Origin of the sequence: Lysinibacillus sp. FSL M8-0355 (genome assembly GCF_038008985.1) — a bacterium.
In the GTDB taxonomy this organism is placed as follows: Bacteria; Bacillota; Bacilli; order Bacillales_A; family Planococcaceae; genus Lysinibacillus; species Lysinibacillus fusiformis_D.
Genome location: NZ_JBBPAI010000001.1, coordinates 2789826 through 2803278, shown reverse-complemented (window position 1 = coordinate 2803278; position 13453 = coordinate 2789826). Strand labels below are relative to the sequence as shown.

Sequence of the window (13453 nt, the reverse complement as noted above, 5' to 3'; positions counted from 1 at the left end):
TAAATAGAGAAATTGGGCTTTGTTCTTACAATCGAGTTGAGTTTGTTTGAATCGTAAATTTTGAGACATTTTCCTGCATTTTATTAGCTAACTTTGCTAATTCTTCACTGGAATTGGCAATTTCATAAATGGAGTTTGTTTGATTTTGTAAATATGCGGCTGCTTCTTCCGTACCAGCTGCATTTTCTTCCGATATGGCAGATAAGTTTTGTAGAATATCTATTACTTCGTCCTTCTTTTCACCCATATTATTGCCTAAGTTATATAATTCCTCAATGACCGTTTTTATTTTTTCAATAGAGTTTGCAACATCTTCAAACTTGCCATTCGTAGTTTTAACACTTGTAGCTTGAGAATTGACAATATGATTCACTTCTTGGATAGTCTGAACAGCTTGTCCAGTTTTTGCTGTTAAGTCTCCTATAACAGTGGCAATTTCCTTAGTGAATTGATTTGATTGCTCCGCCAATTTTCGTATTTCGTCCGCAACAACTGCAAACCCTTTTCCAGCTTCGCCAGCTCTAGATGCTTCAATAGCCGCATTTAAAGCTAATAAATTCGTTTGTTCCGAAATGGTTCTTATCATCTGGCTTGCATTTTGAATTTTCCCAGAGCTTTCGTTTGTCGTGAGAATGATGTCATAAATTTCTTTTGCTGCCTTATTATTTTCTTCTGTTTTAGCAACAAGCTCTTTTAATATGAGTAAGCTTTCATCTTTAATATGGCTTACTTCATCGACAAATAGATTCAGATTTTCTAAATGATCCTGATTACTTTCAATTAATTCTCCTAGCTCTCCAATACTTGCAGTCCCGTATTCGGTATCTTTTGCTTGTTCCACAGCTCCCTTAGCAATGTCTTCAACAGCAGATGATAAATCCTTTGAAGACTCTAAAGAAGTACTGGTTGCATCTCGCAGTTCTTCAGATGATGCAGTAACCTTATTCGAAGTTAGACTGATTTCATTAAGTAAATCAACAAAGTGATTTTGCATCTCATTTAAAGCATATGTAAGCTTACCTACTTCATCGTTTCTAGTTGTATATTTTGGGGGGATTAACTCAGTGAATTCTCCTTTTCCCATGTCATTGCATTTATCAACTGCTAACAGTAAAGGTTTGAACATTTTATTTAAAATAAAAATCATTAAAATAATGAATAAAATACAGCCAACAGCAACTGTAATAATCTCCTTTAGTAAAATGGCATTCGTAACTTTTGTGATGTCACCCTCGAAAATACCTACATCCATAGATCCGTAAAGCGTATTATTTATATAAATCGGTACCATTATATCGAACGTCCAACTTTTCTGAACATCCGCATAAAATCTACTAGTCATCGTTTTCCCATTTTTCGCTCCATCTACAGAGTAGGAATCATCTTCATAGTTTTTACCTATTTTCTCCTTATCACTATGGGCAATTGCCGTAACATTTTTATCAATGACAACTGCATAAGCAATTCCATTTTGTTGTACTTTGTTTTCAACGAAATTTTGCAGTTCCACTGTAGGATTAGAGTTAGAAACTAGAATATTCTCCACTTGACGTGCAATTTCATCGACCTGCTGTATACTCTTTTCTAATAAAGCATCTGAAACATTTTCTTTAACTGTCTTAATATTTAAATAGGAACTGATGCTGATAATCGAAATAAACAGTAAAAGTGATATTCCAATAATACGATTTTTTAAGCTTCCTTTTCTGACTCTACCATTTTTCTGCTGTTGACCCATAGACACTTACCACCTTCTTTTTATTATCTCTATTTTAAAATTAATTATAGTACTTTAGTTGTAGTTAATCAATATGATTTAGAACAAGGGTATTACTATAGCTTTTTCATTTTCATTGTTTTAAAAATATTACCTTAGTTGGTGAACTTCCTTATTTTCTAGGTTTTGTTAGCAGTTCATTTTCGTATTTGAAAAAGGCTTACCGCAAACCCTCTTATATCAACTATCTCTTGAAAATTTGACATATGGACAAATGAAGGAACGCTACTACAGGTGAGATGGTTTATGTTAAACATGGCAGGCAGCTTAAAAGAATTTTTATGCTTAAAGAGTATGTTTATTATGTAGTGAATGACCATTTTTAAACATAATGAAAAATGACAAAAGGAAGCGAGTATGAACTTCTCGCTTCCTTTTGTCGACAGTCTGAACAGTCTCCGAGAAATCGAAGCTGTTTTATTGTATCTTTTGAAAACCCCTTGCTATGCGAGGGGTTCTAAAGAGCTTCTAGCTAGGGACAAGAAAAAAACCCCAATCGTACAATGAATTCAGGTCTGGTCAACCGACTTCGTACGAAAGGAGATCCAAATGGATAATAAAAGTTTAGCACACGCAACATGGAATTGTAAGTATCACATTGTCTTTGCGCCAAAATATAGAAGGCAGATTATTTATGGACAAATCAAAGCAGACATAGGTAAAATTTTACGCCAGTTATGTGAAAAAAAGGAGTAGAAATTATAGAAGCAACAGCCTGCCCTGATCATATTCATATGTTGGTGAGTATTTCACCCAAACTAAGTGTTTCATCGTTTGTGGGATATTTGAAAGGGAAAAGTAGTTTAATGATATTCGATCGACATGCGAACCTGAAATACAAATATGGAAATAAAATCATTCAGGAATATATAAAAAATCAATTACAAGAGGATATTCTTGAGGATCAAATGACCATGAAAGAATTCATCGATCCTTTTACAGGAGAAGAAATAAAAGCAAACAAACGAAAATAATAAGACCACTTTAGTGGTAGCTTGAAAACGGAGTGCGGTTGGCAGACCATTCAGAATGTCTTTAGACATGGGCCAGTACCCCAGCGTTTCACGCGCAGAGCAAGAGGGTGGGACATAACTCATTTTATTGAGAAAAAGCAAAAAATGAATGTTATTTTTGTGATTTATTAAAGTTTATGTGTTCTAATAACGCAAAAAAATGTTAGACCAAACTTGTAAATGGTCTAACATTTTTTCTTTTGTCCCAGCCGCTCTGATTAAATAGCAATACAATATACCTTTGAAATAAAGTTGCAGTGTTTACAAAAAAAGATAAGATGTTTGAAATAAAGCCGCAACGAAATGGCTATGTGTTTCAAGGAATATCCTGATTTAATCATTGTTTTGTTTGAGGAAACCCAGAAACATTTGCGCGAAACGCTACTAGAAATCCAAGAAGAATGAGGATAAACATTACCCATGGAAAAGATACTACATCAAATGATTCCATCAGGATTGCTCCAATTGCACTCCCTCCACCGATAGCGAGGTTCCAAACAGTAACTAGCATTGATTGGGCAATATCTGCACCTTTTTTAGCATTATCTGCTATTGCTGTTTGCGTAAGTGTTGCTGCTCCTCCAAAAGTTAAACCCCATAAAGCTACAGCAATGTAAATGATAGTAGGGTGACTAATTCCGATACCTAATAATAATGATGCCAATCCAAATCCGGCTAGACTCATTAACACTAAAGTACGTAGTATACGCTCAATGAATATACCAATAGCCCAAATTCCAACTAAAGATGCAATACCGAAAACGAGTAAAACCAAATCAACTCGTTGCGCAAGACCTGCTTCGGAGAGGTATGGTCCGATATAAGTATAAAGTATGTTATGAGAAAGTATCCAAACTAATACAACAAATAAAATCGGACGAGCTCCAGGGGTAATGAAAACCTTGAGCAGGGTCATTCGCTTTTCAGATGTTTGCCCAGGAAAGTCAGGGATTTTCCAGATAATCCATAAAATCAATAATACTGCTAAGAGTGACATTATTCCGAAAACAGATCTCCAGCCAACAAGGGAACCGAGAAATGCCCCAGCAGGAACACCAAAAGCTAATGCAAGAGGAGTACCAATCATGGCCACTGCCATTGCCCTTCCCTTAAGTAACTCTGGCGCCATAAGTCGTGCATATCCCGCGCTCATTCCCCACAGGACGCCTGCCGTTACACCCGCAAAGAATCGAGCTATTATAGTTAAGGTAAAACTAGAAGAAAGGGCTGTAATAGTATTAAATACAAGGAACCCAATAATACATAAAAGCAGCAAGGGTTTCCTATGCCACCCTTGTGTTGCAGTGGTTATAGGAATAGCTGCAATTAGTGAGCCAAGAGCATAAGCTGTAATAAGTTGACCTGCAAGAGATTCGGACACAGCGAGTCCTTCACTTATCTGTATTAATAAACCAGCTGGTATAGTTTCGGTAAGGATACATATGAACCCTGCCATAGCTAGTGCAATTAAACCGGCCCAAGGGAGACGTTCTGAAGGTATTGCAACAGATTTTTCATTTTGTTTAGTTAAATCATTATTATTCATTTATAAAAGACCTCCTGATTAGTTGATAGGATTAATTATACTAATGTCATTTTTGATTTTACATTTGATAATAAAGATATTATTGTGTATTTAGCTATAAAATTAATGTATTTTGATGATATTGCATTTGAAGTATAATATAATAATGTAGGAGGCATAGACACCTTACAATAGGATTAGTTAAATTAGCTATTAATTGTGAAATGTCAGTATCGTATAAATGAAGGGGTGCTTAAATGGATAGTATTGATGCAGATATACTAATGCGTTTACAATCAGATGCTCGGTTGTCAATGACTTCCCTTGGAAAACTAATAGGATTATCTCAACCAGCAATAACAGAGAGGGTAAAAAGACTAGAAGAACAAGAAGTGATTAAGAGCTACAGAGCTATAGTTTCGAATGAAAAAGTTGGGAAATCCACTGTTGCGTTTGTCCTTTTCCGGACTACAAAGTGCAATAATTTCGTTGATTATTGTAAGCAGGCCTCACAAGTAGTAGAGTGTCACCGAATTAGCGGAGAATACAATTATTTGATTAAAGTAGTAGTTGAATCAACAAAGGAACTTGAATTATTTGAAAATGATAGTATGAAGTATGGCGATTCCACTACATTGATTTCCTTATCATCACCTATTGAAAACAAGTCATTGATACCAAATTTAAGTGTTGAGTAACAAGTAGAGAGGCTTTTCAATTTTTCCAGGGTGCTCCAATAGAAAACTTAATGAACATGCAGGATTTCAAATGACTGCTGTTTCTGCTTATCAAGTGATTTCATTGGATATATTAGAAAAGTATCTAGATGATTTTTCGGTTTTTGCAAATATATTACTATAAAATTAGCTACTGAAATGAATACAATATTGTGTTCATTTCAGCTTTTTCTGCTAATCAAAAAGAAGAAAGGTAGTGAAATTGATGATTACAGTGATCGGAAGTTTAAATATGGATTTAGTTGTACACATGGATACTTTTCCAAAACAAGGGGAAACCATTCTGGGCAATGCATTTCAAACGGTCCCTGGAGGAAAAGGGGCTAATCAAGCAGTTGCGGCAGCTCGTCTTGGCAGTGAAGTGGCAATGATTGGCTGTGTAGGTGAGGATTATTTTGGTAAGGCATTACAAGCCACTTTACAGCAGGAGCAGATTCAGACAGATGCGATTGTAACTAGTACTTCTTCTCCTACAGGTATTGCCAATATTCTTCTTTACAATGACGATAATCGAATCGTTGTTGTACCTGGAGCAAACTATGCGTTATCCCCATCTCACCTTGAAGCTTCTAAGGAATTGATACAAAAAAGTCAAATGGTAATCATACAGCTTGAAATCCCAAAGGAGACGACAGCCTACGCCATTCAATTATGTAAAGAAGCAGGTGTTTCTGTCCTATTAAATCCTGCACCAGCAGCCAATTTTGATATGCAATGGATGGAGGATATTAGCTATTTAACGCCAAATGAAACAGAATGTGCTGAAATTTTTAATGAGCCGTTCGAGCAGCTTTTAAAAAAGTATCCTAATAAAATAATTTTGACACGAGGTAGTGATGGTGCATGTTATTTCGATGGCTCCTATCCAATCCATGTACCAGGCTATATGACGACAGCTGTGGATACAACTGGAGCAGGAGATACGTTTAATGGGGCATTAGCCTATGCTTTAGTAGAGGGACAATCGTTGGATGAGGCCGTATACTTCGCCAATATTGCTGCTTCCTTGTCTGTAGAAAAATTTGGTGCACAAGGCGGCATGCCAACACTTGGCGCTGTTTACGCTCGGATGGCTGGAGTAGAGGAATAGACTTCATTTAGGAGAAATGTCATTGCAATAGAAAAACAGAGGTAAATAAAAATGATAATACCTCATACTTCTATTAAAATTAGTAGAATTCAGAGGGGTACGCTGTTCCCTTTAGTCCGAGTAACCGCTCATATATGGAGCAGACATCGAATAAGTATAAGGATGAATTCCTATTTACTATATAATCACATAAGTACATTGTCCTCTTTTCATCAATCCATGTATTAGAAAAGCCATGGTTTCCTTTATAATAGTTTTATAGATACATACGAAAAGAGGTTTTGAGGATGACGAACATTGACAACACGCCAATCGAATATACAACCTCAGCGAATAATATTTTGCCACAATTTGTTGATCACCTGCGACATTTGTATGGCATCATTGTGCAAAATACATATGTGAAAGATACAGCGAAACATTTAAATCGGATTATTCAAGATGCCAATAACCAAACGATGATCTTAGTAGTCGGAAAAGAGCGAGTGGGCAAAACGACACTTGTCAATGGGCTTCTTGGACGTGAAATATTATCAGTTGATGATCAGCATCCAACAGGTGTAAATACATTTATACGCTATGGTGAACAAGAAGAGATTAAAGCCTATTTTTTAGATGGCGTTGTAGCTATATTTGATATGAGTAAACTAGAGCTACTGACAACTGGTGATACGTTTGCCTCTCAGATTTTACGGGAACATTTAGATTATCTTGAAGTCTATTTGAAAAATGATTTATTAAAATCGGTAACTATTATCGATTCTGTCTCATTAGAAGCAGGTGGAGGCGAAATGGCTTATTTCTCAGAAGCGCTTATGAACCGTGTCGATGAAATTTTCTGGGTGCTGCGTGCGGGTTCTATGGCGATTGATGCCGAACTATTATTGATCGATGCATTAAAAAATAAAGGGGTAGAACCTTTATGTGTCATCAATGGCATTGATATCGATGAGCATGCTACAGCATTTATGAGCTCAGAACAACAACGTATTGGTCATTTAATGAGTGATTTTGTAGCGGTTTCAGCAACCGATGCACTAGAAGCCAAACAAACGGACAACCAGGAGCTTTGGCAAAAAAGCCAGTACGATCATTTAATTGCCCACATCCATCGTGTGGCTGAAAATAGTGATAAAAAAACCTACGCCATCTTAATCCGCTTCTTGCAATGGCTTGAACGATTCCGCTTCGAATTAACTGTAATTCCACAACGTGATCCTTTTCAATCTGCTGTAGAGAATATTGAGAAATATGCAGGCGATACCCAATATGAATTTTCTCGCTATCAACGGGATTTAGCAATTGTTAAAGAATATGAGCAAGAATATGAGCAGGTAGCGAATACATTTAAACAAGTTCAAACATTATATCAGCTGTTACAAACGATCTCGCAACATGATTATTTACAGGATGATAAGGTGGAAGAGTTTACTGAAATGGCTGTGTATTACCAACAAATGTTACGAGAATACCGCAACATGCATAGTGAATATTCCCGTGAATATGAGCGTTTGGATGCGCAGCATAAAAAAATTCATGGCAAAGGGCTTATGAAAGCTATTTTTGGTCAGCATACACAAAATGAATTTTTCAAAGAGCGAGTTCAAAAATTAAATGAGCAGCAATTGGATTGTGTCGCTCAATATGACAAAGTACAGCAAGCGGAAGCCACTGTATTACAAATGATGCAAGGTATACAAGCCTATTTAGTGGATTTAGTGAAAGAGCGCATGCATCGTATTGAACAAAAAGTACAAGAATTAAATCAACAACGTGCAAAAGAGAAGCGCCAATTAAAGCGTTATGCTGAAAAGTTAAACGAATTTTCTTGCTTAATTGAAGCGCAGGGTTATATTAAAGAGCAGCTTCAACCATTTTTAATGAACGAGCAAATGCCGCTGAAAACGAAGGATCTTGAAATGCTAGAGGAAACTGTTCAGGCTATTCTAGCTATTGATTTATCCAACAAAGGCTTACTTGCACGAAGTCAAATGCATAATAAAATGGAAAGTATTGCAATACCTTTTGATGTACAAGAAAAGTACGCACTACAAAGGCTTACGTTAAAAGAAGAAGATGTAAAATCAAACGATATACCAGAAATACCAAAGAAATTAGCTATTCAGTATGAAGAATAAGCCTTCGCAAAACGTTCTAAAAGTATAATCTTTTAGAACGTTTCATGTTGTTGAGAACAGGTGATGTCAATGGCAGCAGCAGCCATTTTGAAAGGCGAGGGATTGATGTCCGTTCTGTTTGCGTCCTTTTCAGGAAGCGTTCGATGAGCCGCTTCACTCACCATGTGTAAAAGTATCTGTTTCTTATCTTTTATCCAAGCCCTAGTAAACAAAATAGCCCATTATTTGTATGATTAGTGAAAGGATAGTCTCTTATTTTCAATATGGAAAAATGATGAATGACAACACCCCTCCATAAAGAGTAGTGAATACCCTTCACTTTATTTGAAAACCTTTGCTAAAAAGAAACATTTTTATGGAGTGGAAAGCAAGTAGCCTGCAACGGAAACCCATTTTCACCCTTCACAAAAATGCTATGGATGGTTTTGTTTTTCAACACTATGAAACATTTCATTCCATTTTTACGTATAAATAGGAAGGAGGGATAGACATGATTGACATTAAAGGTCGTTACACAGAGGCCAAAATTTATGCACAAACAGCATTGCAAACTGCCATCGAGCAAATTCAAGAGCTGACAGATCAGGCTTTCATGGCAGGTACTAAGGTACGGATTATGCCAGATTATCATGCGGGGAAAGGTTGTGTTATTGGCACAACCATTCAATTACAGGGTCGTGTTGTACCAAATCTTGTCGGTGTAGATGTAGGCTGTGGTGTATTAGTCGCTCAATTAAATGTATCGACAGTGGATTATGAAAAGCTCGATACCATTATTCGAACACATATACCAAGTGGGCAGGACATTCATCAAGAAGTATCACCCAATCGACATTTTTTAGAGTTTGAAGGTAAACAATTTCGAGCAAGCGGCTTGAAAGATGACTATACCAATCTATCATTAGGGACACTTGGTGGAGGCAATCATTTCATTGAATTGGCAAAGGATGAAGACAATCACTACTATTTATTAATCCATACAGGTTCACGCTATGTAGGGGCAAAGGTTGCCAATTGGCATCAAAAGAGAGCTTATGAAAATTTACGTAGACAAGATTTGACTGAAAAGATAGTAGAGCTTAAGCAGCAAGGACGGGAACAGGAGATTCAAACGATGATTCAAGCCTATAAGGAACAACACCCGCCAGTTCCGAAAGATTTAGCCTATTTAGAAGGTGAAGCTTTCCATGACTATATTCACGATATGAAGATTGCACAGCAGTTTGCACGTATGAATCGTTGGACGATTGCAGAAACGATTGCTAAACAGATGGATTGGCATTTTGTAGATACCTTTGATACGATCCATAACTATATTGAGACAGAAACAATGACCCTTCGTAAGGGGGCTGTTCGTGCTAATAAAGGAGAAAAGCTTGTCATCCCTATGAATATGCGAGACGGTTCTCTTATTTGTATTGGGAAGGGCAATGCAGAATGGAATTATTCAGCACCGCATGGAGCAGGGCGCATGTTCTCACGTCGAGCGGCTAAAAAAGCGTTGAATATGGAAGATTTTAAAGACACGATGAAAGGGGTTTGGACAACATCCGTTAACGAAGAAACATTGGATGAGGCACCAATGGCCTATAAGCCAATGGCAGAAATTACAGCTGCTATTGGGGAAACAGTGGATATTGTAAAAGTTATTCAACCCGTCTACAATTTTAAAGCGAGTGAAGCAGCTAAGCCCTATGAACGAAAGGGCTAAACCAATAATTGGTCTTTCCTATTACCATTATGCTATAAATGGTATAATATAGCTTTACAATGATGAAATGGGTGGTTTTTTTGGTATCTTCAAAAGATGTGGCAAAGCATGCTGGTGTCTCACAAACAACCGTGTCTAGGGTGTTGAATACGCCAGAGCTGGTAAAGCCAAAAACAATTGAAAAAGTAATGAAGGCGATTGAGGAACTAAACTATGTGCCAAATGATATAGCAAGATCGCTTGTTCAGAAAAAAACAGGCATTATAACATTGATTTCGGGGCCGTTACACAACCCTTTTTTTGTTGATACAACAACAGCAATCGTGAATTATGTTAATGCACGTGGCTATAAAGTCAATGTCTATTTTGGAACAGAGGATAATTTACATTCAATTTATAATGCGGTTTTGGAAACAAAAGCAGACGCGATCATTTTATCTTCTATGCTGTACCAAGATGATTTGTTTTTTAAACTAGAAAAACTAGGCATCCCGTTTATTATGTTTAATCGTAAGCATCAAGAAAATAGACATTTTGTAGAGATTGATAATGTGCATGCTGGTTATCTTGCAGCCAATCATGTTTTATCGTTAGGGCATCAATCCTTATGCTGGATAGGTGGGCCCCATCAAATGAGTACTTTTTATGGGCGCTATCAGGGATTTGAACAGGCCTTAAAGGAACATGGGATAGAGGCCAAAGCCGTGCCTACTTTTTTAACGAATACTAATAAAAAGGATATTGAACGTGCCTTTGAGGAACTTTTACAACTCGCTAGTAGACCAACAGCTATTTGCGCAGCTACAGATGCTATCGCTATTGAAATATTAAATCTTTGTTTGGAAAGAGGCTTTCAGGTTCCGAAGGATTTTAATGTCATAGGTATTGATAATGTCGAGCTGAGTAAACATCATTCTATTGCTTTAACAACAGTTGGTTTAACCACAGAGGAAAACCTTGGTTTTATGGCCATCGAAAAATTATTTGAGATCATGGAAAAAAAAAGTACTTGCATCCAGCAAACAGAGTCTGTTAAACTTTTCCCAAGAAATACAACGTGTAAAAATGAACTGATGTAATGTCAGTTTGTTTTTTACACTAAAATGGTTACGTATTCATTTCTTTATTTTCTGAAATGAATACGTAACCATAAAGAAAGGAGTGACACAAGTTTTGAAAAAGGGCTTATGGATCAACGGGGAATGGAAGATGACCGCTGACTGGATGGAGGTGCAAGCTCCTTACTCACAGGAAGTGATTGCACAATTTGCGATGGCTACTGAACAGGATGTACAGGAGGCCATTGAAAGTGCGCAGGCTGCAGCTCCTCAAATGGCTGCTTTAACCGCTTTTCAACGCGCAGAGATATTGGAACATTTAGCCACGCTGTTTGCGGAACATCGGGAAGAAGCAGCAAGCATTATTTCATTGGAATCAGCGAAGCCGTTAAAGTATGCCTATGCAGAAATTGATCGCACCATTGAAACCTATAAATTTGCGGCTGAAGAAGCGAAGCGACTTACGGGTGAGATGATTCCGATGGATGCCTCGAAAAATGGAGAGGGGCGTTTTGCCTATACATTACGGGAACCAATAGGTGTAGTGGCAGCGATTACGCCATTTAACTTTCCGCAAAATCTAGTAGCCCATAAAGTAGGGCCAGCGTTAGCGGCAGGCAATACCATTGTGTTGAAGCCTGCCACACAAACAGCATTATCTGCTCATTTTTTAGCCAAGTTATTAGCCCAAACCAATTTACCAGCAGGAGCATTTAATCTTGTAACTGGACAAGGCAAATTAGTAGGGGATATGTTTTTAGCACATCCATACGTTAAAATGATAACGTTTACGGGAAGCCCTGCAGTAGGCATTTCCTTACGTAATCGAGCTGGTTTGAAAAAAGTAACATTAGAATTAGGCTCGAATGCAGGCGTTATTATTGATGAAGGAGTCCAACTCGACCGTATAATGGATCGCATTGTGATGGGAGCTTTTTCAAATCAAGGTCAAGTGTGTATTTCATTGCAGCGTATTTATGTTATGGAGAGTATGATTCACGAATTTTTATCGCTGCTGAAAGTAAAAATAGAACAGCTAATAATGGGTGATCCACTGGACAGCAAGACGGATTTAGCGACGATGATTTCACGAGCTGAACAACAGCGAGCCTATCAATGGATTGAAGAGGCAGTTGCGGAAGGGGCACAGATTATAACTGGTGGTCGCATTGAGAATCACATTTTATTACCTACTGTTTTATATAATGCTCAACCACAAAGCCGTGTGTCCTGTGAGGAAATCTTTGCACCTGTCGTTACGGTGAATACAGTCTCATCGATAGAGGATGCGATAGTAGCTATCAATGATTCCCATTATGGCTTACAGGCAGGGATTTTTACACCTTCTATTGAGATTGCTTTCCAAGCCACGAAATCATTACAGGTTGGCGGTGTCATTATTAATGATGTTCCGACGTATCGTGTAGATCATATGCCATACGGTGGTGTGAAGGAAAGTGGCACAGGTCGTGAGGGCATTAAATATGCAATAGAGGAAATGACGGAAATGAAGCTAGTAATTTGGAATAACCAATAATCACGAATGGAGATGGGAAACATGAAAATGATCAAACAACACCCAAAATTGTATGTAATGGACAATGGTACGATGCGAATGGATAAAAACTATATGATTGCCATGCATAATCCAGCAACGATCGATCATCCAAACCAACCAAATGAATTTGTGGAATTCCCTGTTTATACAGTGCTGATTGACCATCCAGAGGGTAAAATTCTCTTTGATACAGCGTGTAATCCAAATTCTATGGGACCAGATGGCCGTTGGGGTGAATTTACGCAAAAGGCATTTCCTATTAATATGCCAGAAGAATGCTATTTGCATCATCGCTTAGAAGAATTAAACGTTCGTCCAGAGGACATCAAATATGTTGTCGCATCCCATTTGCATCTCGACCATGCAGGCTGCTTAGAATTGTTCACAAATGCAACAATTATTGTGCAAGAAGACGAATTTAACGGTACATTACAAACCTATGCACGAAACGTCAAAGACGGTGCGTATGTTTGGGGTGACATTGATATGTGGATTAAAAACAATCTACAATGGCGCCTAATTAAGCGTGGCGAGGATCAAGTGAAGCTAGCAGAAGGAATCCAAGTATTGAATTTTGGTAGTGGCCATGCTTGGGGTATGCTCGGTTTGCATATACAGATGCCCGATACAGGAGGCATCATTTTAGCCTCGGATGCTATTTATACGGCTGAAAGCTTTGGTCCTCCCGTTAAGCCACCAGGCATTATCTATGACTCTGTAGGCTATAATGCGACGGTTGAACGGATTCGAAGATTAGCAAATGAAACGAATTCACAAGTATGGTTTGGCCATGATCCTGTCCAATTTAAATCATTTAGAAAATCAACAGAAGGTTATTATGAATAG

9 protein-coding genes and 1 pseudogene are annotated in these 13453 nt (G+C 37.7%); 8 read left to right on the top strand and 2 right to left on the bottom strand.

Going from position 1 to position 13453, the window contains the following annotated elements:
• Window positions 1-25: 25 nt before the first annotated feature.
• Window positions 26-1738 (bottom strand): methyl-accepting chemotaxis protein, encoded by a 1713-nt coding sequence (locus MKY46_RS13635; RefSeq protein ID WP_058844545.1) that lies wholly within the window; start codon window positions 1736-1738, stop codon window positions 26-28.
• Window positions 1739-2326: 588 nt separating this feature from the next.
• Here MKY46_RS13635 and tnpA point away from each other — a divergent pair.
• Window positions 2327-2751: pseudogene (tnpA, locus tag MKY46_RS13630) on the top strand (IS200/IS605 family transposase).
• A 376-nt stretch (window positions 2752-3127) separates the two neighbouring features.
• On the opposite strand, the gene MKY46_RS13625 reads toward tnpA, so the two are convergent.
• Entirely contained in the window at window positions 3128-4336 is a 1209-nt protein-coding gene (locus MKY46_RS13625; protein WP_036128331.1) for an MFS transporter, read from the bottom strand.
• 236 nt (window positions 4337-4572) lie between these two features.
• Between MKY46_RS13625 and MKY46_RS13620 the strand changes: the two genes are divergently transcribed.
• The 7 genes from MKY46_RS13620 to ahlS all read left to right on the top strand — a co-directional run bounded on the left by MKY46_RS13620 (window position 4573) and on the right by ahlS (window position 13453).
• Window positions 4573-5013, top strand: a complete 441-nt coding sequence (locus MKY46_RS13620) for an Lrp/AsnC family transcriptional regulator (protein ID WP_036128330.1) — start codon at window positions 4573-4575, stop codon at window positions 5011-5013.
• A gap of 244 nt (window positions 5014-5257) precedes the next feature.
• Window positions 5258-6142, top strand: coding sequence for a ribokinase (rbsK, locus tag MKY46_RS13615; RefSeq protein WP_058844547.1), 885 nt, complete (start codon window positions 5258-5260; stop codon window positions 6140-6142).
• Window positions 6143-6429: 287 nt separating this feature from the next.
• Window positions 6430-8280, top strand: a complete 1851-nt coding sequence (locus MKY46_RS13610) for a dynamin family protein (protein ID WP_036128322.1) — start codon at window positions 6430-6432, stop codon at window positions 8278-8280.
• Between the two features lie 490 nt (window positions 8281-8770).
• Window positions 8771-9991: an RNA-splicing ligase RtcB gene (locus MKY46_RS13605; protein ID WP_036128319.1), complete on the top strand. Its 1221-nt coding sequence runs from the start codon at window positions 8771-8773 to the stop codon at window positions 9989-9991.
• A gap of 71 nt (window positions 9992-10062) precedes the next feature.
• Window positions 10063-11070: a LacI family DNA-binding transcriptional regulator gene (locus MKY46_RS13600; RefSeq protein WP_230593971.1), complete on the top strand. Its 1008-nt coding sequence runs from the start codon at window positions 10063-10065 to the stop codon at window positions 11068-11070.
• A gap of 94 nt (window positions 11071-11164) precedes the next feature.
• Entirely contained in the window at window positions 11165-12586 is a 1422-nt protein-coding gene (locus MKY46_RS13595; RefSeq protein ID WP_340834504.1) for an aldehyde dehydrogenase family protein, read from the top strand.
• 21 nt (window positions 12587-12607) lie between these two features.
• On the top strand, window positions 12608-13453 hold the full coding sequence (gene ahlS, locus MKY46_RS13590; RefSeq protein WP_371327981.1) for an AhlS family quorum-quenching N-acyl homoserine lactonase: 846 nt from the start codon (window positions 12608-12610) through the stop codon (window positions 13451-13453).